Annotated in this window: 12 protein-coding genes and 1 pseudogene; all 13 read left to right on the forward strand. The window is 59.0% G+C overall.

Features of this window, described 5'->3' with window-relative positions:
- Positions 1 to 53 precede the first annotated feature (53 nt).
- Positions 54 to 1,616, forward strand: coding sequence for an ATP-binding protein (locus tag ECTPHS_RS12130; RefSeq protein WP_008933045.1), 1,563 nt, complete (start codon positions 54 to 56; stop codon positions 1,614 to 1,616).
- A gap of 561 nt (positions 1,617 to 2,177) precedes the next feature.
- A complete protein-coding gene (locus ECTPHS_RS12135) occupies positions 2,178 to 3,731 on the forward strand; it encodes an ATP-binding protein (RefSeq protein ID WP_008933046.1) in 1,554 nt (517 codons plus the stop codon).
- A 425-nt stretch (positions 3,732 to 4,156) separates the two neighbouring features.
- Positions 4,157 to 5,713 (forward strand): ATP-binding protein, encoded by a 1,557-nt coding sequence (locus tag ECTPHS_RS12140; RefSeq protein WP_008933047.1) that lies wholly within the window; start codon positions 4,157 to 4,159, stop codon positions 5,711 to 5,713.
- 428 nt (positions 5,714 to 6,141) lie between these two features.
- Complete coding sequence (locus ECTPHS_RS12145) at positions 6,142 to 7,701, forward strand: ATP-binding protein (protein ID WP_008933048.1); 1,560 nt, start codon at positions 6,142 to 6,144, stop codon at positions 7,699 to 7,701.
- Between the two features lie 257 nt (positions 7,702 to 7,958).
- Positions 7,959 to 9,512 (forward strand): ATP-binding protein, encoded by a 1,554-nt coding sequence (locus ECTPHS_RS12150; protein ID WP_008933049.1) that lies wholly within the window; start codon positions 7,959 to 7,961, stop codon positions 9,510 to 9,512.
- A gap of 407 nt (positions 9,513 to 9,919) precedes the next feature.
- Positions 9,920 to 11,482 carry an ATP-binding protein gene (locus tag ECTPHS_RS12155; protein WP_008933050.1) on the forward strand — a complete coding sequence of 521 codons (1,563 nt, stop codon included), beginning with the start codon at positions 9,920 to 9,922 and terminating at the stop codon, positions 11,480 to 11,482.
- Between the two features lie 380 nt (positions 11,483 to 11,862).
- Positions 11,863 to 13,425 carry an ATP-binding protein gene (locus tag ECTPHS_RS12160; protein WP_008933051.1) on the forward strand — a complete coding sequence of 521 codons (1,563 nt, stop codon included), beginning with the start codon at positions 11,863 to 11,865 and terminating at the stop codon, positions 13,423 to 13,425.
- 407 nt (positions 13,426 to 13,832) lie between these two features.
- Positions 13,833 to 15,386: an ATP-binding protein gene (locus tag ECTPHS_RS12165; RefSeq protein WP_008933052.1), complete on the forward strand. Its 1,554-nt coding sequence runs from the start codon at positions 13,833 to 13,835 to the stop codon at positions 15,384 to 15,386.
- A gap of 205 nt (positions 15,387 to 15,591) precedes the next feature.
- On the forward strand, positions 15,592 to 17,148 hold the full coding sequence (locus ECTPHS_RS12170) for an ATP-binding protein (protein WP_008933053.1): 1,557 nt from the start codon (positions 15,592 to 15,594) through the stop codon (positions 17,146 to 17,148).
- A 492-nt stretch (positions 17,149 to 17,640) separates the two neighbouring features.
- Positions 17,641 to 19,203 carry an ATP-binding protein gene (locus ECTPHS_RS12175; RefSeq protein WP_008933054.1) on the forward strand — a complete coding sequence of 521 codons (1,563 nt, stop codon included), beginning with the start codon at positions 17,641 to 17,643 and terminating at the stop codon, positions 19,201 to 19,203.
- Positions 19,204 to 19,426: 223 nt separating this feature from the next.
- Positions 19,427 to 19,834 carry a hypothetical protein gene (locus ECTPHS_RS14650; RefSeq protein WP_141565356.1) on the forward strand — a complete coding sequence of 136 codons (408 nt, stop codon included), beginning with the start codon at positions 19,427 to 19,429 and terminating at the stop codon, positions 19,832 to 19,834.
- 20 nt (positions 19,835 to 19,854) lie between these two features.
- Complete coding sequence (locus ECTPHS_RS12180) at positions 19,855 to 20,706, forward strand: flagellin (protein ID WP_008933055.1); 852 nt, start codon at positions 19,855 to 19,857, stop codon at positions 20,704 to 20,706.
- A 1,097-nt stretch (positions 20,707 to 21,803) separates the two neighbouring features.
- A pseudogene (locus tag ECTPHS_RS12185) lies at positions 21,804 to 22,091 on the forward strand (flagellin FliC); the annotation flags it as partial.

The following is a 22,091-nucleotide window of genomic DNA, read 5'->3' on the forward strand; positions in this document are numbered from 1 at the left end:
CCGGGTTAATATTCTGCCCCGACAGTAAACCTCCAAGAGCCGAGTTTCATTCCATGGCGACCCAGCTCAATCTCCCCATCGGCGTACAGGCTTTCGGCAAAATCCGCACCGGCGGATTCTACTATGTGGATAAAACCCCCTACCTTCATCAACTGATCGATGAAGGCAGCTATTATTTCCTCTCCCGCCCCCGTCGCTTCGGCAAGAGCCTGCTGCTGGACACTCTCAAGGAGCTGTTTGAGGCCAACGAGCCCCTGTTCCGTGGTCTGTACATCCACGACCGCTGGGACTGGCAGATCCGCCATCCGGTCGTCCGGATCAGTTTTGCCGATGGGGTGATGGTCAATCGGTCGGCACTGGACACCCGCATCCGGCACCTGCTGCAATCCAACCGGGAACGCTTGGGCATCGAACACAGCGGCGCCCAGGACATCGCCGGCGAGTTTTCCGATCTGATCCGCATGGCCCACCATCAGCACGGCCAGCGGGTGGTGGTCCTGATCGACGAATATGACAAGCCCATCCTGGACAACATCACCGATGCCGACGTGGCCCGCGAACTGCGGGAGGGGCTGAAAAACCTGTATTCCGTCCTCAAGGACGCCGACCCCCATCTGAAGTTCTGCCTGCTCACCGGTGTGTCCAAGTTCAGCAAGGTCAGTCTGTTCTCCGGACTGAACAACCTGCGTGACATCACCCTCTCCCGGGACTACGGCGCCATCTGCGGCTACACCGACGAGGACATCGATACCATCTTTGCGCCGGAACTACCGGGCCTGGACCGGGATCAGATCCGCCATTGGTACAACGGTTATCGCTGGGGGGATGAGCGGTTGCCCTCGGTCTACAACCCCTTTGACGTACTGTTGCTGTTTCAGGAGCGGGAGTTTCGGCCCTACTGGTTTGAAAGTGCCACGCCCTCATTTTTGGTCAAGCTCTTGTCGGAGCGGGGCGTGTTCACCCCCCGTCTGGACCGTCTGCAGACCAAGGCCAGCCTGTTGGGCCGCTTCGACGTGGACGAGATTGCCACCGAGGCCCTCTTGTTCCAGACCGGCTATCTCACCGTGCATAAGGTGGAAGAACCCATCACCGGTTACTGGCTCTATACCCTGGGTTACCCCAATCGGGAAGTGGAGGCCAGCCTGAACGAATCCCTGTTGCCGGCCCTGGGTCTGGAGGCCTCACGGGCGCAGGAGTCCCAGATGCAGGCGCTCATGGCCCTGCGCAATCATGACCTGCCGGCCCTGGAAACCCACTTCAAGGCCCTGTTTGCCGGCTTGCCCCACGACTGGTACCGCAACAACCCCATCGCCCAGTATGAAGGCCATTACGCTAGCGTGTTCTACAGCCACCTGGCCGCCCTGGGACTGGCCATCACCGTGGAAGACGCCGGCAACACCGGCCGGGTGGACATGACCGTGGATTTCAATGGCCACATTTACCTGTTTGAGTTCAAGGTGGTGGAGCAGGTGCCGGAGGGCAGGGCGCTGCGGCAGCTCCAGGACAAGGGCTACGCCGACAAGTACCGGGGGCAGGGCAAGCCCATCCACCTCATCGGGGTGGAGTTCTCCAGGGAACAGCGGCAGATCATCGCTTTTGATGTGCTGAGCCTTTGATCCGACCGGGTCTGTGAATCGTGGCCATGGGAGCGGGCCTGCCCGTGAAAACGGTTGTGAAAACGGTGCGGAATACCGAACACGCCCTTTTCTTCACTTCCGCGCTCTTTCGTCACTCCCGCGAAAGCGGGAGTCCAGGATCCTTCCCTCTGTTACCGGCCGATGGATTCCCGCTTGCGCGGGAATGACGCATATTTATCCAGCATGGCAACGGCGCTCGGCCACGGGTCAATCCGCTACAGACAACGCACAAAGTAAAGCCCCGTCACTGTCCATGTGACGGGGCTTTGTGTCGCACGGTCGGGCCAATCCCTGGAATCTTCCGTGAGCCTGAGAGTTCATCCGTGAGCGCCGATACATGGCGACGGGGTCAAGATCCCATACCTCCACTATGGATGCAAATGCTCGGCGTCAAAAGTGCGAAATGGTTCATATTTTCTTTTGTCGTTATCCAGGGAGGGGAACGCCTTTGGGTGCGCACCCGCGCTCACGACCAAAGGGTAGCCCAGGCTTCGTGGTATTCTGCCCCGACAGTGAACCTCCAGGAGCCGAGTTCCTTCCATGGCTACCCAGCTCAATCTCCCCATCGGCGTACAGGCTTTCGCTAAAATCCGCACCGGTGGATTCTACTATGTGGATAAAACCCCCTACCTTCATCAGCTGATCGATGAAGGCAGCTATTACTTCCTCTCCCGGCCCCGTCGGTTCGGCAAGAGCCTGCTGCTGGACACCTTCAAGGAGCTGTTTGAGGCCAACGAGCCTCTGTTCCGCGGCCTGTACATCCATGACCGCTGGGATTGGCAGACCCGTCATCCGGTCATTCGGCTGAGTTTTGCCGATGGGGTCATGGGCAGTCGTCAGGCATTGGACCAGCACATTGAAGAGCTGTTGCGTGAACACTCGGAAAGGCTGGGTATTACCCTGAGCAATGAAAGTATTCAGGGGCGGTTCCGGGAATTAATCACTGGGGCCCATCAGCAGCACGGCCAGCGGGTGGTGGTCCTGATCGACGAATACGACAAGCCCATCCTGGACAACATCACCAATGCCGACGTGGCCCGCGAGCTGCGGGAAGGGCTGAAAAACCTGTACTCCGTCCTCAAGGACGCCGATCCCCATCTGAAATTCTGCCTGCTCACCGGTGTGTCCAAGTTCAGCAAGGTCAGTTTGTTCTCCGGACTGAACAACCTCCGTGACATCACCCTCTCCCGGGATTACGGCGCCATCTGCGGCTACACCGACGCGGACATCGATACCATCTTTGCGCCGGAACTACCGGGTCTGGACCGGGACCAGATCCGCCAATGGTACAACGGTTATCGCTGGGGGGATGAGCGGTTGCCCTCGGTCTACAACCCCTTTGACGTACTGTTGCTGTTGCAGGAGCGGGAATTCCGGCCCTACTGGTTCGAAAGCGCCACGCCCACCTTCCTGGTCAAGCTCCTCGCCGAACACGGTCTTTACACCCCGCGCCTGGACACCCTGGAAACGGAGGCCGCACTCCTGGGCCGCTTCGACGTGGACGAGATTGCCACCGAGGCCCTGTTGTTCCAGACCGGGTATCTCACCGTGCACAAGGTGGAGCAGCCCATGACCGGTTACTGGCTCTACACCCTGGGCTATCCCAACCGGGAAGTGGAGGCCAGTCTCAACCAGGCCTTGCTCCCGGCCTTGGGCATGCCCCGGGCGGCCCAGCAACGCATCAGTCTGTTTCGTGCCCTGCAGGCCCATGACCTACCGGCCCTTGAAACCCACTTCAAAGCCCTGTTTGCCGGCCTGCCTCACGACTGGTACCGCAACAACCCCATTGCCCAGTATGAAGGCCATTATGCCAGCGTTTTCTACAGCCACCTGGCCGCCCTGGGACTGGCCATCACCGTGGAAGACGCCGGCAACACCGGCCGGGTGGACATGACCGTGGATTTCAATGGCCACATTTACCTGTTTGAGTTCAAGGTGGTGGAGCAGGTCCCGGAGGGTAGGGCGCTGCGGCAGCTCCAGGACAAGGGCTACGCCGACAAGTACCGGGGGCAGGGCAAGCCCATCCACCTCATCGGCGTGGAGTTCTCCAGGGAACAGCGACAGATCATTGCCTTTGACGTGCTGAGCCTTTGATCCGACGGGGCCTGTGAATCGTGGCCGTGGGGGAGCGGGCACTGCCCGTGAAAACGGTCGTGATAAATCGAACACGCCCTTTTCGTCGCTCTCGGGTCAATTACACGCAATGCATAAAGTAAAGCCCCGTCACTGTCCATGTGACGGGGCTTTGTGTCGCGCGGCCGGGCCATCCCTGGAATCTTCCGTGAGCCTGAGAGTTCATCCGTGAGCGCCGGTACATGGCGACGGGGTCAAGATCCCATGCCTCCAGGATGGATACAACCGCTTGGCGTCAAAAGTGAGAAATGGTTCATATTTTCTTTTGTCCCCTCCCAGGGGAGGGAATGTCTTTGCGCTCGCAACCAAAGGCCGCTCCCACAAGGCCAGCCCCGGCTTCGTGGTATTCTGCCCCAACAGTGAACCTCCAGGAGCCGAGTTCCTTCATGGCTGCCCAGCTCAACCTCCCCATCGGCGTACAGGCTTTCGGCAAAATCCGCACCGGCGGATTCTACTATGTGGATAAAACCGCCTACCTTCATCAGCTGATCGATGAAGGCAGCTATTATTTCCTCTCCCGTCCCCGCCGCTTCGGCAAGAGCCTGCTGCTGGACACCCTCAAGGAACTGTTTGAGGCCAATGAACCCCTGTTCCGCGGCCTGTACATCCACGACCGCTGGGACTGGCAGACCCGTCATCCGGTCGTCCGGATCAGTTTTGCCGATGGGGTGATGGTCAATCGGTCGGCACTGGATACCCGCATCCGGCACCTGCTGCAATCCAACCGAGAACGCCTGGGCATCGACCACAGCGGCGCCCAGGACATCGCCGGCGAGTTTTCCGATCTGATCCGCATGGCCCATCAGCAGCATGGCCAGCGAGTGGTGGTACTGATCGACGAATATGACAAGCCCATCCTGGACAACATCACGGATCATGATGTGGCTCGCGAACTGCGGGAAGGGCTGAAAAACCTGTATTCCGTCCTCAAGGACGCCGATCCCTATCTGAAATTCTGCCTGCTCACCGGTGTATCGAAATTCAGCAAGGTCAGTCTGTTCTCGGGGCTGAACAACCTCAACGACATCACCCTGGACAAGCCCTTTGCCCCAATCTGCGGCTACACCGACGAGGACATCGACACCGTGTTTGCCCCGGAACTGCCGGGCCTGGACCGGGAGCAGATCCGGCAGTGGTACAACGGCTATCGCTGGGGAGATGAAACAACGCCGGCGGTCTATAATCCGTTCGATGTGTTGCTGCTGTTCCAGAAACGGGAATTCCGGCCCTACTGGTTTGAAAGCGCTACGCCCACCTTCCTGGTGAAGCTCCTCGCCGAAAGCGGTCTTTACACCCCGCGCCTGGACACCCTGGAAACGGAGGCCGCGCTTCTGGGCCGCTTCGACGTGGACGAGATTGCCACCGAGGCCCTGTTGTTCCAGACCGGCTATCTCACCGTGCACAAGGTGGAGCAGCCCATGACCGGTTACTGGCTCTACACCCTGGGCTATCCCAACCGGGAAGTGGAGGCCAGTCTCAACCAGGCCTTGCTCCCGGCCTTGGGCATGCCCAGGGCGGCCCAGCAGCGCATCAGTCTGTTTCGCGCCTTGCAGGCCCACGACCTGCCGGCCCTGGAAACCCACTTCAAGGCCCTGTTTGCCGGTCTGCCCCACGACTGGTACCGCAACAACCCCATCGCCCAATATGAAGGCCATTACGCCAGCGTGTTCTACAGCCACCTGGCCGCCCTGGGTCTGACCATTACCGTGGAAGATGCCGGCAACACCGGCCGGGTGGACATGACCGTGGATTTCAATGGTCATATCTACCTGTTCGAGTTCAAGGTGGTGGAGCAGGTGCCGGAGGGCAGGGCACTGCGGCAGCTCCAGGACAAGGGCTATGCCGACAAGTACCGGGGTCAGGGCAAGCCCATCCACCTCATCGGCGTGGAGTTCTCCAGGGAACAGCGACAGATCATCGCCTTTGACGTGCTGAGCCTTTGATCCGACCGGGCCTGTGAATCGTGGCCGTGGGGGAGCGGGCCTGCCCGTGAAAACGGTCGTGATAAATCGAACACGCCCTTTCGGCCACGGGTCAATCCTCTACACGCAACGCACAAAGTAAAGCCCCGTCACTGTCCATGTGACGGGGCTTTGTGTCGCACGGCCGGGCCAATCCCTGGAATCTTCCGTGAGCCTGAGAGTTCATCCTTGAGCGCCGATACATGGCGACGAGGTCAAAATCCCATACCTCCAGGATGGATACAACCGCTTGGCGTCAAAAGTGCGAAATGGTTCATATTTTCTTTTGTCGTTATCCAGGGAGGGGAACGCCTTTGGGTGTGCACCCGCACTCACTCACGACCAAAGGGCAGCCCCGGCTTCGTGCTATTCTGCCCCGACAGTGAACTTCCAGGAGCCGAGTTCCTTCCATGGCTACCCAGCTCAATCTCCCCATCGGCGTACAGGCTTTCGGCAAAATCCGCACCGGCGGATTCTACTATGTGGATAAAACCGCCTACCTTCATCAGCTGATCGATGAAGGTAGCTATTATTTCCTCTCCCGTCCCCGCCGCTTCGGCAAGAGCCTGCTGCTGGACACCCTCAAGGAACTGTTTGAGGCCAACGAGCCTCTGTTCCGCGGCCTGTACATCCATGACCGCTGGGATTGGCAGACCCGTCATCCGGTCATTCGACTGAGTTTTGCCGATGGGGTCATGGGCAGTCGTCAGGCATTGGACCAGCACATTGAAGAGCTGTTGCGTGAACACTCGGAAAGGCTGGGTATTACCCTGAGCAATGAAAGTATTCAGGGGCGGTTCCGGGAATTAATCACTGGGGCCCATCAGCAGCACGGCCAGCGGGTAGTGGTTCTGATCGACGAATACGACAAGCCCATCCTGGACAACATCACCGATGCCGACGTGGCCCGCGAACTGCGGGAGGGGCTGAAAAACCTGTATTCCGTCCTCAAGGACGCCGATCCCCATCTGAAATTCTGCCTGCTCACCGGTGTGTCCAAGTTCAGCAAGGTCAGTCTGTTCTCGGGTTTGAACAACCTCAACGACATCACCCTGGACAAGCCCTTTGCCCCCATCTGCGGTTACACCGACGCGGACATCGACACCGTGTTTGCCCCGGAATTGCCGGGCCTGGACCGGGACCAGATCCGGCAGTGGTACAACGGCTATCGCTGGGGAGATGAGACAACGCCGGCGGTCTATAACCCGTTTGATGTGTTGCTGCTGTTCCAGAAACGGGAGTTCCGGCCTTACTGGTTTGAAAGTGCCACGCCCTCATTTTTGGTCAAGCTTTTGTCGGAGCGAGGCGTGTTCACCCCCCGTCTGGACCGTCTGCAGACCAAGGCCAGCCTGTTGGGCCGCTTCGACGTGGACGAGATCGCCACCGAAGCCCTTTTGTTCCAAACCGGCTACCTCACCGTGCACAAGGTGGAAGAACCCATCACCGGTTACTGGCTTTACACCCTGGGTTACCCCAACCGGGAAGTGGAGGCCAGCCTGAACGAATCCCTGTTGCCGGCCCTGGGTCTGGAGGCCTCACGGGCGCAGGAGTCCCAGATGCAGGCGCTCATGGCCCTGCGCAACCATGACCTGCCGGCGCTGGAAACCCACTTCAAGGCCCTGTTTGCCGGTCTGCCCCACGACTGGTACCGCAACAACCCCATTGCCCAGTATGAAGGCCATTATGCCAGCGTGTTCTACAGCCACCTGGCCGCCCTGGGGTTGGCCATTACCGTGGAAGATGCCGGCAACACCGGCCGGGTGGATATGACCGTGGATTTCAATGGTCACATTTACCTGTTTGAGTTCAAGGTGGTGGAGCAGGTGCCGGAGGGCAAGGCGTTGCAGCAGCTCCAGGACAAGGGCTACGCCGACAAGTACCGGGGGCAGGGCAAGCCCATCCACCTCATCGGCGTGGAGTTCTCCAGGGAACAGCGGCAGATCATCGCCTTTGACGTGCTGAGCCTTTGATCCGGGTACCGAACACGCCCTTTTCGTCACTCCCGCGCAAGCGGGAGTCCAGGATCCTTCGCTCTGTTACCGGCCGATGGATTCCCGCTTGCGCGGGAATGACGCAGATTCATGGCGCGGTTCCAATTTTTTGCTGACCGGGTTCCCCGTACACGGGAATGGCCATTCAGAGCGACCGGTGTGGCAATGGCCCTTGGCCACGGGGCTATCATGATATTCTGCCCCGACAGTGAACCTCCAGGAGCCGAGTTCCTTTTATGGCGACCCAGCGCAATCTTCCCATCGGAGTGCAGTCCCTTGAAGAGATCATCAACGGGGGTTACTACTATGTGGACAAGACCCCCTGGCTGCATCGGCTGATCAAGGAAGGGAAGTACTACTTCCTCTCCCGCCCCCGTCGCTTCGGCAAGAGCCTGCTGCTGGACACCCTCAAGGAGCTGTTTGAGGCCAACGAGCCCCTGTTCCGTGGTCTGTACATCCACGACCGCTGGGACTGGCAGACCCGCCACCCGGTCATCCGGATCAGTTTTGCCGATGGGGTGATGGGCAACCGGCGGCAGTTGGATGAACGCATCGAGGAAATGCTCTCCCAGCAAGCCGAAAGATTACAGGTCACTCTGGAAAATCGCAGCATTGCCGGACGATTCGGAGAGCTGATCCGCCGCGCCCATCATCAGCATGGCCAGCGGGTAGTGGTCCTGATCGACGAATACGACAAGCCCATCCTGGACAACATCACGGATCATGATGTGGCTCGCGAACTGCGGGAAGGGTTGAAAAACCTGTATTCCGTCCTCAAGGACGCCGACCCCCATCTGAAATTCTGCCTGCTCACCGGTGTATCGAAATTCAGCAAGGTCAGCCTGTTCTCGGGACTCAACAATCTCAACGACATCACCCTGGACAAGCCTTTTGCGCCCATCTGCGGCTACACCGACGCGGACATCGACACCGTGTTTGCCCCGGAATTGCCGGGCCTGGACCGGGAGCAGATCCGGCAGTGGTACAACGGCTATCGCTGGGGGGATGAGACAACACCGGCGGTCTATAACCCGTTCGATGTATTGCTGTTGTTCCAGAAACGGGAGTTCCGGCCCTACTGGTTTGAAAGTGCCACGCCCACCTTCCTGGTGAAGCTCCTCGCCGAACGCGGTCTTTACACCCCGCGCCTGGACACCCTGGAAACGGAGGCCGCACTCCTGGGCCGCTTCGACGTGGACGAGATCGCCACGGAAGCCCTTTTGTTCCAGACCGGGTATCTCACCGTGCACAAGGTGGAGCAGCCCATGACCGGTTACTGGCTCTACACCCTGGGCTATCCCAACCGGGAAGTGGAGGCCAGTCTCAACCAGGCCTTGCTCCCGGCCTTGGGCATGCCCCGGGCGGCCCAGCAGCGCATCAGTCTGTTTCGCGCCCTGCAGGCCCATGATCTACCGGCCCTGGAAACCCATTTCAAGGCCCTGTTTGCCGGCCTGCCCCACGATTGGTACCGCAACAACACCATCGCCCAATATGAAGGTCATTACGCCAGCGTGTTCTACAGCCACCTGGCCGCCCTGGGTCTGACCATTACCGTGGAAGATGCCGGCAACACCGGCCGGGTAGATATGACCGTGGATTTCAATGGCCACATTTACCTGTTCGAGTTCAAGGTGGTGGAGCAGGTGCCGGAGGGCAGGGCGCTGCAGCAGCTCCAGGACAAGGGCTATGCCGACAAGTACCGGGGGCAGGGAAAGCCCATCCACCTCATCGGCGTGGAGTTCTCCAGGGAACAGCGGCAGATCATGGCCTTTGACGTGCTGAGCCTTTGATCCGGGTACCGAACATGCCCTTTTCGTCTTTATCCAGCGTGGCAACGGCCCTTGTCCACGGGTCAATCCGCTACACGCAACGCACAAAGTAAAGCCCCGTCACTGTCCATGTGACGGGGCTTTGTGTCGCGCGGCCGGGCCAATCCCTGGAATCTTCCGTGAGCCTGAGAGTTCATCCGTGAGCGCCGATACATGGCGACGGGGTCAAGATCCCATGCCTCCAGGATGGATGCAACCGCTTGGCGTGAAAAATGGGAAATGGTTCATGTTTTCTTTTGTCTTTTCCAGGAGGCGAATGCCTTTGGGCGTACACCCGCATTCACGGCCAAGGGTTGCTACCACAAGGCCGGCCCCGGCTTCATGATATTCTGCCCTGACAGTAAACCTCCAGGAGCCGAGTTCCTTCCATGGCTACCCCGCTCAATCTCCCCATCGGAGTGCAATCCCTCGCTGAGATCATCAACGAGGGTTACTACTACGTGGACAAGACCCCCTGGTTGCATCGGCTGATCAAGGAGGGGAAATACTACTTCCTCTCCCGCCCCCGGCGTTTCGGCAAGAGCCTGCTGCTGGACACCCTCAAGGAGCTGTTTGAGGCCAACGAACCCCTGTTCCGCTGCCTGTACATCCACGACCGCTGGGATTGGCAGACCCGTCATCCGGTCGTCCGGATCAGTTTTGCCGATGGGGTGATGGTCAATCGGTCGGCACTGGATACCCGCATCCGGCACCTGCTGCAATCCAACCGAGAACGCCTGGGCATCGAACACAGCGGCGCCCAGGACATTGCGGGCGAGTTTTCCGATCTGATCCGCATGGCCCACCATCAGCACGGCCAGCGGGTGGTGGTCCTGATCGACGAATACGACAAGCCCATCCTGGACAACATCACCGATGCCGACGTGGCCCGCGAACTGCGGGAAGGGCTGAAAAACCTGTATTCCGTCCTCAAGGACGCAGATCCCCATCTGAAATTCTGCCTGCTCACCGGGGTCTCCAAGTTCAGCAAGGTCAGTTTGTTCTCGGGGCTGAACAATCTCAACGACATCACCCTGGACAAGCCCTTTGCCCCCATCTGCGGTTACACCGACGCGGACATCGACACCGTGTTTGCCCCGGAATTGCCGGGTCTGGACCGGGAGCAGATCCGGCAGTGGTACAACGGCTATCGCTGGGGAGATGAGACAACGCCGGCGGTCTATAACCCGTTTGATGTGTTGCTGCTGTTCCAGAAACGGGAGTTCCGGCCTTACTGGTTTGAAAGTGCCACGCCCTCATTTTTGGTCAAGCTCTTGTCGGAGCGAGGCGTGTTCACCCCCCGTCTGGACCGTCTGCAGACCAAGGCCAGCCTGTTGGGCCGCTTCGACGTGGACGAGATCGCCACCGAAGCCCTTTTGTTCCAAACCGGCTACCTCACCGTGCACAAGGTGGAAGAACCCATCACCGGTTACTGGCTTTACACCCTGGGTTACCCCAACCGGGAAGTGGAGGCCAGCCTGAACGAATCCCTGTTGCCGGCCCTGGGTCTGGAGGCCTCACGGGCGCAGGAGTCCCAGATGCAGGCGCTCATGGCTCTGCGCAACCATGACCTGCCGGCTCTAGAAACCCACTTCAAGGCCCTGTTTGCCGGTCTGCCCCACGACTGGTACCGCAACAACCCCATTGCCCAGTATGAAGGCCATTATGCCAGCGTGTTCTACAGCCACCTGGCCGCCCTGGGTCTGGCCATCACCGTGGAAGATGCCGGCAACACCGGCCGGGTGGACATGACCGTGGATTTCAATGGCCACATTTACCTGTTTGAGTTCAAGGTGGTGGAGCAGGTGCCGGAGGGCAAGGCGCTGCGGCAACTCCAGGACAAGGGCTACGCCGACAAGTACCAGGGTCAGGGCAAGCCCATCCACCTCATCGGCGTGGAGTTCTCCAGGGAACAGCGACAGATCATCGCTTTTGATGTGTTGAGCCTTTGATCCGACCGGGCCTGTGAATCGTGGCCGTGGGAGCGGGCCTGCCCGTGAAAACGGTTGTGAAAACGGTGCGGAATACCGAACACGCCCTTTTCTTCACTTCCGCGCTCTTTCGTCACTCCCGCGAAAGCGGGAGTCCAGGGTCCTTCCCTCTGTTACCGGCCGATGGATTCCCGCTTGCGCGGGAATGACGCAGATTCATGGCGCGAGTCTGATTTTTGCTGACCGGATTCTCCTTGGGCGGGACTGACCCATTCAGAGCCTCTTGAACATTGATAGCGACCTTGGCATTCGTGCGCGGCCAAGGGTTGCTACCACGGGGTCAGCCCCAGCCTCATGATATTCTCCCTGACAGTAAACCTTCCAGGAGCCGAGTTCCTTCCATGGCGACCCCGCTCAATCTCCCCATCGGAGTGCAATCCCTCGCCGAGATCATCAACGAGGGTTACTACTACGTGGACAAGACCCCCTGGCTGCATCGGCTGATCAAGGAGGGGAAGTACTACTTCCTCTCCCGCCCCCGCCGCTTCGGCAAGAGCCTGCTGCTGGATACCCTCAAGGAACTGTTCGAGGCCAACGAGCCCCTGTTCCGCGGCCTGTACATCCACAACCGCTGGGACTGGCAGATCCGCCACCCGGTGATCCGGATCAGTTTTGCCGATGGGGTGATGGTCAATCGGTCGGCACTGGATACCCGTATCCGTCACCTGCTGCAATCCAACCGGGAGCGCCTGGGCATCGACCACAGCGGCGCCCAGGACATCGCCGGCGAGTTTTCCGATCTGATCCGCATGGCCCATCAGCAGCATGGCCAACGAGTGGTGGTCCTGATCGACGAATATGACAAGCCCATCCTGGACAACATCACGGATCATGATGTGGCCCGCGAACTGCGGGAAGGGCTGAAAAACCTGTATTCCGTCCTCAAGGACGCCGACCCCCATCTGAAGTTCTGCCTGCTCACCGGTGTGTCCAAGTTCAGCAAGGTCAGTCTGTTCTCCGGACTGAACAACCTGCGTGACATCACCCTCTCCCGGGACTACGGCGCCATCTGCGGCTACACCGACGAGGACATCGATACCGTGTTTGCGCCGGAACTACCGGGCCTGGATCGGGATCAGATCCGCCATTGGTACAACGGTTATCGCTGGGGGGATGAGCGGTTGCCCTCGGTCTACAACCCCTTTGACGTACTGTTGCTGTTCCAGGAGCGGGAGTTCCGGCCCTACTGGTTTGAAAGTGCCACGCCCTCATTTTTGGTCAAGCTCTTGTCGGAGCGGGGCGTGTTCACCCCCCGTCTGGACCGTCTGCAGACCAAGGCCAGCCTGTTGGGCCGCTTCGACGTGGACGAGATTGCCACCGAGGCTCTCTTGTTCCAGACCGGCTATCTCACCGTGCATAAGGTGGAAGAACCCATCACCGGTTACTGGCTCTATACCCTGGGTTACCCCAATCGGGAAGTGGAGGCCAGCCTGAACGAATCCCTACTGCCGGCCCTGGGTCTGGAGGCCTCACGGGCGCAGGAGTCCCAGATGCAGGCGCTCATGGCCCTGCGCAATCATGACCTGCCGGCCCTGGAAACCCACTTCAAGGCCCTGTTTGCCGGCCTGCCTCACGATTGGTACCGCAACAACCCCATTGCCCAGTATGAAGGCCATTATGCCAGCGTGTTCTACAGCCACCTGGCCGCCCTGGGGCTGGCCATCACCGTGGAAGACGCCGGCAACACCGGCCGGGTGGACATGACCGTGGATTTCAATGGCCACATTTACCTGTTTGAGTTCAAGGTGGTGGAGCAGGTGCCGGAGGGCAAGGCGTTGCAGCAGCTCCAAGACAAGGGCTACGCCGACAAGTACCGGGGGCAGGGCAAGCCCATCCACCTCATCGGCGTGGAGTTCTCCAGGGAACAGCGGCAGATCATCGCCTTTGACGTGCTGAGCCTTTGATCCGGGTACTGAACATGCCCTTTTCGTCTTTATCCAGCGTGGCAACGGCCCTTGTCCACGGGTCAATCCGCTACACGCAACGCACAAAGTAAAGCCCCGTCACTGTCCATGTGACGGGGCTTTGTGTCGCGCGGCCGGGCCAATCCCTGGAATCTTCCGTGAGCCTGAGAGTTCATCCGTGAGCGCCGATACATGGCGACGAGGTCGAGATCCCATGCCTCCAGGATGGATGCAACCGCTTGGCGTGAAAAATGGGAAATGGTTCATGTTTTCTTTTGTCTTTTCCAGGAGGCGAATGCCTTTGGGCGTACACCCGCATTCACGGCCAAGGGTTGCTACCACAAGGCCGGCCCCGGCTTCATGATATTCTCCCTGACAGTAAACCTTCCAGGAGCCGAGTTCCTTCCATGGCTACCCCGCTCAATCTCCCCATCGGAGTGCAATCCCTCGCCGAGATCATCAACGAGGGTTACTACTACGTGGACAAGACCCCCTGGCTGCATCGGCTGATCAAGGAGGGGAAATACTACTTCCTCTCCCGCCCCCGCCGCTTCGGCAAGAGCCTGCTGCTGGATACCCTCAAGGAGCTGTTTGAGGCCAACGAACCCCTGTTCCGCTGCCTGTACATCCACGACCGCTGGGACTGGCAGATCCGCCATCCGGTCGTCCGGATCAGTTTTGCCGATGGAGTGATGCAGAGCCGGGACACCCTGGATGCGCGAATCGAGGAAATGCTCTCCCAGCAGGCCGAAGCTTTACAGGTCCGTCTGGAAAATCGCAGCATTGCCGGACGATTCGGAGAGCTGATCCGCCGCGCCCATCATCAGCACGGCCAGCGGGTGGTGGTCCTGATCGACGAATACGACAAGCCGATCCTGGACAACATCACCGATGCCGACGTGGCCCGCGAACTGCGGGAAGGGCTGAAAAACCTGTATTCCGTCCTCAAGGACGCCGACCCCCATCTGAAATTCTGCCTGCTCACCGGTGTGTCCAAGTTCAGCAAGGTCAGCCTGTTTTCCGGACTAAATAACCTGCGTGACATCACCCTCTCCCGGGATTACGGCGCCATCTGCGGCTACACCGACGAGGACATCGATACCATCTTTGCGCCTGAACTACCGGGCCTGGACCGGGATCAGATCCGCCATTGGTACAACGGTTATCGCTGGGGGGATGAGCGGTTGCCCTCGGTCTACAACCCCTTTGACGTACTGTTGCTGTTCCAGGAGCGGGAGTTTCGCCCCTACTGGTTCGAAAGCGCCACGCCCACCTTTCTGGTGAAGCTCCTCGCCGAACGCGGTCTTTACACCCCGCGCCTGGACACCCTGGAAACGGAGGCCGCACTTCTGGGCCGCTTCGACGTGGACGAGATCGCCACGGAAGCCCTTTTGTTCCAGACCGGGTATCTCACCGTGCACAAGGTGGAGCAGCCCATGACCGGTTACTGGCTCTACACCCTGGGCTATCCCAACCGGGAAGTGGAGGCCAGTCTCAACCAGGCCTTGCTCCCGGCCTTGGGCATGCCCCGGGCGGCCCAGCAACGCATCAGTCTGTTTCGTGCCCTGCAGGCCCATGACCTACCGGCCCTTGAAACCCACTTCAAAGCCCTGTTTGCCGGCCTGCCCCACGACTGGTACCGCAACAACCCCATCGCCCAGTACGAAGGCCATTACGCCAGCGTGTTCTACAGCCACCTGGCCGCCCTGGGGTTGGCCATCACCGTGGAAGACGCCGGCAACACCGGCCGGGTAGATATGACCGTGGATTTCAATGGCCACATTTACCTGTTTGAGTTCAAGGTGGTGGAGCAGGTGCCGGAGGGCAGGGCGCTACAGCAGCTCCAGGACAAGGGCTACGCCGACAAGTACCGGGGGCAGGGCAAGCCCATCCACCTCATCGGCGTGGAGTTCTCCAGGGAACAGCGACAGATCATTGCCTTTGACGTGCTGAGCCTTTGATCCTCCACTCCCGCATCCTTTCGTCACTCCCGCGAAAGCGGGAGTCCAGGATCCATCAGCCCATTACCGGCCGATGGATCCCCGCTTGCGCGGGAATGACGGGTTCTGCATAGCCCCCTCACCCCTCGGAGGAGAGGGGCGGGGGAATATCCGGCTTCGTGATATCCTGCCCCGACAGTAAACCTTCCAGGAGCCGAGTTCCTTCATGGCTGCCCAGCTCAACCTCCCCATCGGCGTGCAGGCCTTCGCAAAAATCCGCACCGGCGGATTCTACTATGTGGATAAAACCCCCTACCTTCATCAACTGATCAATGAAGGCAGCTATTATTTCCTCTCCCGTCCCCGCCGCTTCGGCAAGAGCCTGCTGCTGGACACCCTCAAGGAGCTGTTCGAGGCCAACGAGCCCCTGTTCCGGGGGCTGTACATTCACGACCGTTGGGACTGGCAGACCCGTCATCCGGTCGTCCGGATCAGTTTTGCCGATGGGGTGATGGTCAATCGGTCGGCACTGGATACCCGCATCCGGCACCTGCTGCAATCCAACCGGGAACGCCTGGGCATCGAACACAGCGGCGCCCAGGACATCGCGGGCGAATTTTCCGATCTGATCCGCATGGCCCATCAGCAGCACGGGCAGCGAGTGGTGGTCCTGATCGACGAATACGACAAGCCCATCCTGGACAACATCACCGATGCCGACGTGGCCCGCGAACTGCGGGAAGGGCTGAAAAACCTGTATTCCGTCCTTAAGGACGCCGATCCCCATCTGAAGTTCTGCCTGCTCACCGGTGTGTCCAAGTTCAGCAAGGTCAGTCTGTTCTCCGGACTGAACAACCTCCGTGACATCACCCTCTCCCGGGATTACGGCGCCATCTGCGGCTACACCGACGAGGACATCGATGCCGTCTTTGCGCCGGAACTACCGGGCCTGGATCGGGATCAGATCCGCCATTGGTACAACGGTTATCGCTGGGGGGATGAGCGGTTGCCCTCGGTCTACAACCCCTTTGACGTACTGTTGCTGTTTCAGGAGCGGGAATTCCGGCCCTACTGGTTCGAAAGCGCTACACCCACCTTCCTGGTGAAGCTCCTCGCCGAACGCGGTCTTTACACCCCGCGCCTGGACACCCTGGAAACGGAGGCCGCACTTCTGGGCCGCTTCGACGTGGACGAGATTGCCACCGAGGCCCTGTTGTTCCAGACCGGGTATCTCACCGTGCACAAGGTGGAGCAGCCCATGACCGGTTACTGGCTCTACACCCTGGGCTATCCCAACCGGGAAGTGGAGGCGAGTCTCAACCAGGCCTTGCTCCCGGCCTTGGGCATGCCCCGGGCGGCCCAGCAACGCATCAGTCTGTTTCGTGCCCTGCAGGCCCATGACCTGCCGACCCTGGAAACCCACTTCAAGGCCCTGTTTGCCGGCCTGCCCCACGACTGGTACCGCAACAACCCCATTGCCCAGTACGAAGGCCATTATGCCAGCGTGTTCTACAGCCACCTGGCCGCCCTGGGGTTGGCCATTACCGTGGAAGATGCCGGCAACACCGGCCGGGTGGATATGACCGTGGATTTCAATGGCCACATCTACCTGTTCGAGTTCAAGGTGGTGGAGCAGGTGCCGGAGGGCAGGGCGTTGCAGCAGCTCCAGGACAAGGGCTACGCCGACAAGTACCGGGGGCAGGGCAAGCCCATCCACCTCATCGGCGTGGAGTTCTCCAGGGAACAGCGGCAGATCATCGCTTTTGATGTGTTGAGCCTGTGATCCGGATACCGAACATGTCCTTTTCGTCACTCCCGCAAAAGTGGGAGTCCAGGATCCTTCGCTCTGTTACCGGCCGATGGATTCCCGCTTGCGCGGGAATGACGCAGATTTATCCGGCGCGGATTTATCCTGCGTGGCAACGGCCCTTGTCCACGGGTCAATCCGCTACAGACAACGCACAAAGTAAAGCCCCGTCACTGTCCATGTGACGGGGCTTTGTGTCGCACGGCCGGGCCAATCCCTGGAATCTTCCGTGAGCCTGAGAGTTCATCCGTGAGCGCCGATACATGGCGACGGGGTTAAAGTCCCATGCCTCCACTATGGATACAACTGCTTGGCGTCAAAAGTGCGAAATGGTTCATGTTTTCTTTTGTCCCCTCCCAGGGGAGGGAATGTCTTTGCGCTCGCAACCAAAGGCCGCTCCCGCAAGGCCAGCCCCGGCTTCGTGGTATTCTGCCCCGACAGTGAACTTCCAGGAGCCGAGTTCCTTCCATGGCTACCCAGCTCAACCTCCCCATCGGCGTACAGGCTTTCGGCAAAATCCGCACCGGCGGATTCTACTATGTGGATAAAACCGCCTACCTTCATCAGCTGATCGATGAAGGCAGCTATTATTTCCTCTCCCGTCCCCGCCGCTTCGGCAAGAGCCTGCTGCTGGACACCCTCAAGGAACTGTTTGAGGCCAATGAACCCCTGTTCCGCGGCCTGTACATCCACGACCGCTGGGACTGGCAGACCCGTCATCCGGTCGTCCGGATCAGTTTTGCCGATGGGGTGATGGTCAATCGGTCGGCACTGGATACCCGCATCCGGCACCTGCTGCAATCCAACCGAGAACGCCTGGGCATCGAACACAGTGGCGCCCAGGACATTGCGGGCGAGTTTTCCGATCTGATCCGCATGGCCCACCATCAGCACGGCCAGCGGGTGGTGGTCCTGATCGACGAATACGACAAGCCCATCCTGGACAACATCACCGATGCCGACGTGGCCCGCGAACTGCGGGAGGGGCTGAAAAACCTGTATTCCGTCCTCAAGGACGCCGATCCCCATCTGAAATTCTGCCTGCTCACCGGTGTGTCCAAGTTCAGCAAGGTCAGTCTGTTCTCGGGTTTGAACAACCTCAACGACATCACCCTGGACAAGCCCTTTGCCCCCATCTGCGGTTACACCGACGCGGACATCGACACCGTGTTTGCCCCGGAATTGCCGGGCCTGGACCGGGAGCAGATCCGGCAGTGGTACAACGGCTATCGCTGGGGAGATGAGACAACGCCGGCGGTCTATAACCCGTTTGATGTGTTGCTGCTGTTCCAGAAACGGGAGTTCCGGCCCTACTGGTTTGAAAGTGCCACGCCCTCATTTTTGGTCAAGCTCTTGTCGGAGCGGGGCGTGTTCACCCCCCGTCTGGACCGTCTGCAGACCAAGGCCAGCCTGTTGGGCCGCTTCGACGTGGACGAGATCGCCACCGAAGCCCTTTTGTTCCAAACCGGCTACCTCACCGTGCACAAGGTGGAAGAACCCATCACCGGTTACTGGCTTTACACCCTGGGTTACCCCAACCGGGAAGTGGAGGCCAGCCTGAACGAATCCCTGTTGCCGGCCCTGGGTCTGGAGGCCTCACGGGCGCAGGAGTCCCAGATGCAGGCGCTCATGGCCCTGCGCAACCATGACCTGCCGGCGCTGGAAACCCACTTCAAGGCCCTGTTTGCCGGCCTGCCCCACGACTGGTACCGCAACAACCCCATCGCCCAATATGAAGGCCATTACGCCAGCGTGTTCTACAGCCACCTGGCCGCCCTGGGGCTGGCCATTACCGTGGAAGATGCCGGCAACACCGGCCGGGTGGACATGACCGTGGATTTCAATGGCCAAATTTACCTGTTCGAGTTCAAGGTGGTGGAGCAGGTGCCGGAGGGCAAGGCGCTGCGGCAGCTTCAGGACAAGGGCTACGCCGACAAGTACCAGGGGCAAGGTAAACCCATCCATCTCATCGGCGTGGAGTTCTCCAGGGAGCAGCGGCAGATCATCGCCTTTGACGTGCTGACGCTTTGATCAGACTGGCGCTGTGAGTCGTGGGCGTGGGAACGGGCATGCCCGCGGAAACCACGCGATAAACCCAGCACGCTCGTTTCGTCACTCCCGCGCGCTCTCCCCAGTCCCTTGCTTTTTCGTCAATCCCTCGCACCTTCGTCACTCCCGCGAAAGCGGGAGTCCAGAACTGTCGGCCCGTGTCTGGATTCCCGCTTTTTCAGTAATGACGCCTCAGCATGCGGGAATGAACCACTCAGTGCGCGGGAATGCCCCGATCCAGAGCTGCTTGCATGGTAACGGTATCGGCATTCTTTCGTGGCCAGGGGCAGCTCCCAAAGGTATGTCCAATCTGCATCGATGGGGCGGGCGGCAAACTCATGCCATATCAGGAAAGATAAAGCCGTTTCATGATGGGGAATTGCCCATGATCAAGGGGGCATACACCATACTTTCGCTCGAATCGGGTCCATTGGTTAAAAAAAAAGCCTTGTTAAATAAAATCTTAAATGATTTTTTCTGTTTCTGCTTGATCCCTCCTGGAAAAATGGCGCTTTGGTTGCATAAGGTAGGGCATGCGCAGGTTGATAACCGCTCCGGCAGGCTCGAAAGCCGTGACATGACAGCCAGAAGCGCATCGTATACCGCCGCTTGATTTGAGAGGGAGTAACCGACATGTCCCAGGTCATCAACACGAATATCGCTTCACTGAATGCCCAGCGTAATCTCAGTAACACCCAGAAGCAGCTCAGTGTTGCGCTGGAGCGCCTGTCTTCGGGCCTGCGTATCAATGGTGCCAAGGATGATGCAGCAGGGCTGGCAATTTCAGAGCGGATGACGGCCCAGATTCGAGGCCTGAATCAGGCGGCCAGAAATGCCAATGATGGTATTTCTCTGGTACAGACCATTGAAGGCGCCATGAATGAAATTACCAATAATCTCCAGAGAATGAGAGAGCTCGCGGTTCAGGCCGCCAACGATACCTATGGTGATACGGATAGGGAAATTATCAAGATTGAAATCGATGCGCTTATCAAGGAAATCACGCGAGTCGCGGAGCAGACAACATTTAATGATATTGCATATCTTGATGAAGACTCAGTTCCTATACGCCCCACTGATTTCAGGCTGCAAGTGGGTGCCAATGAAGATAATATAATTGAAATAGATTTTGATGCTGATATCGGCAGTTTTAAGGCGGATGATCTTGGTGTTGATGAGGCTGTTATTTTGGTTAACGATGCAGCTGCTGCAGGAGCTTCGATTACCCTGATAGATGCCGCCATTGAAGAGGTTGCAAAATCCCGCGCCGAGCTCGGCGCGATCCAGAACCGCCTGGAATCCGCCATCAAGAGCGTCATGAATACGGCTGAAAATCTGGTGGCCTCCCGCTCTCGTATCCAAGATGCGGATTTCGCCGCCGAGACTGCGGCGCTCACCCGGGGGCAGATACTTCAGCAGGCCGGTACGACGGTCCTGGCGCAGGCGAATCAGGCGCCTCAGAGCGTTCTGCAGTTGCTGCAGTAAAAGGGCACGGTCAGGTCAAGAGCGGCGGCGGGGTTCGGTCGGTAGTTCAGATCGAACCCCATTCCCCCGGCGTTTCCTGACACACGTTATTCCGGCAAAAGTGGGGATCCAGTCACATAGCCCCTTCCCGACTCCCGCCTTCGCGGGGGTGACGACGTTTGCCCTTTCCTAATCGGGCGGGGGCATGCGCCCGCCCGCAAGAGCGCATGAGCCGGCTTCTCAGGGGCATCGTCACCGCACCAGCCCTTTCCCATCACACAGTTGGTGTGGCGCCCGCAGGGTGGATAGCTTCTTGCCGTAATCCATCACCTGGGCCGGATTCCCGCCGTGATCCTTTCCGATCTCAGCCCTTGCTTCAAAGCATATCCATTGCTCCATTGTCGCAGTGAGGCGGTGTTTCCTTCTTTGCTGGTCAAAAGAATGAGCAGGTCCTGCTGCTACCAAGCGGGCAATACGGCCAACCGGGGGCCCTAAACGAGATCCTGCACCGCCCGCAAGGTGCGAAGACTCGCGCGTAACCTTCCTCATCCGTGTCTCCCCCATCTCCCAGCCCCAAGCTGTTTTCGTCTGCAACGTCACCTTTTCCCCTTCGTTGCCACGACAAGTTCTTATCCGTTTTCCGGTTCGTCGGGCCTCCGGGGTGTCGGCGTGGCATCCATTTTTTGCGGAAGCGGAATTGGCTTTCGACTGCGATTTCTTGGGTAGCTTACGGTTGTGTAGGGCGAAGAATGGGTTGCCTGTGCCCAGTGAGCCCCTTTCTTGATGGCTGATTCCACGCCCTGAGAACCGGCGGCGCCATGACCATCCGGCGGCAATTTCTGGCCGTTCATTTCCTCCGGTATCAGCAGCATGCGATTTCTGCATATTTTATCTATTTGAATTTTATGTTTTTTTTATTTTTTCCTTAGTTCTTTTCGGATCTTGACTGATCAATGCGGCAGTCGGGCGGAAAAATTTTGCCGCAAGAGGCTAAAGCTTGCCGTTTGGGGGCCGATAACGGGTTTGAAGGGAGAGTGAAGCGGCAATGAATCGCCTCCCTCGGAACTTTCAAACCAGTGGTTCGATATCGGACCTGATACTGCCTAAGGAGAACGGTCATGGCACAGGTAATCAACACCAACGTTTCCTCACTGAACGCCCAGCGGAATCTGAACGCGACTCAGAGTCAGCTGCAGACCTCCCTGCAGAGGCTGTCTTCCGGCATGCGCATCAACAGCGCCAAGGATGATGCTGCGGGTCTGGCGATTTCCGAGCGTTTCACTTCTCAGATACGCGGTTTGAACCAAGCGGCGAGAAATGCCAATGATGGCATCTCACTGGTCCAAACAATTGAAGGCGCACTCAACGAGATTACCAACAATCTTCAGCGTATGCGTGAGCTTGCA

Source organism: Ectothiorhodospira sp. PHS-1 (genome assembly GCF_000225005.1).
Lineage (GTDB): Bacteria > Pseudomonadota > Gammaproteobacteria > Ectothiorhodospirales > Ectothiorhodospiraceae > Ectothiorhodospira.

Bases quoted from the DNA above. Each gene is read 5' to 3' on its own strand.
- ECTPHS_RS12130 (WP_008933045.1), top strand. From the start codon at position 54: ATGGCGACCCAGCTCAATCTCCCCATCGGCGTACAGGCTTTCGGCAAA.
- ECTPHS_RS12135 (WP_008933046.1), top strand. From the start codon at position 2,178: ATGGCTACCCAGCTCAATCTCCCCATCGGCGTACAGGCTTTCGCTAAA.
- ECTPHS_RS12140 (WP_008933047.1), top strand. From the start codon at position 4,157: ATGGCTGCCCAGCTCAACCTCCCCATCGGCGTACAGGCTTTCGGCAAA.
- ECTPHS_RS12145 (WP_008933048.1), top strand. From the start codon at position 6,142: ATGGCTACCCAGCTCAATCTCCCCATCGGCGTACAGGCTTTCGGCAAA.
- ECTPHS_RS12150 (WP_008933049.1), top strand. From the start codon at position 7,959: ATGGCGACCCAGCGCAATCTTCCCATCGGAGTGCAGTCCCTTGAAGAG.
- ECTPHS_RS12155 (WP_008933050.1), top strand. From the start codon at position 9,920: ATGGCTACCCCGCTCAATCTCCCCATCGGAGTGCAATCCCTCGCTGAG.
- ECTPHS_RS12160 (WP_008933051.1), top strand. From the start codon at position 11,863: ATGGCGACCCCGCTCAATCTCCCCATCGGAGTGCAATCCCTCGCCGAG.
- ECTPHS_RS12165 (WP_008933052.1), top strand. From the start codon at position 13,833: ATGGCTACCCCGCTCAATCTCCCCATCGGAGTGCAATCCCTCGCCGAG.
- ECTPHS_RS12170 (WP_008933053.1), top strand. From the start codon at position 15,592: ATGGCTGCCCAGCTCAACCTCCCCATCGGCGTGCAGGCCTTCGCAAAA.
- ECTPHS_RS12175 (WP_008933054.1), top strand. From the start codon at position 17,641: ATGGCTACCCAGCTCAACCTCCCCATCGGCGTACAGGCTTTCGGCAAA.
- ECTPHS_RS14650 (WP_141565356.1), top strand. From the start codon at position 19,427: ATGAACCACTCAGTGCGCGGGAATGCCCCGATCCAGAGCTGCTTGCAT.
- ECTPHS_RS12180 (WP_008933055.1), top strand. From the start codon at position 19,855: ATGTCCCAGGTCATCAACACGAATATCGCTTCACTGAATGCCCAGCGT.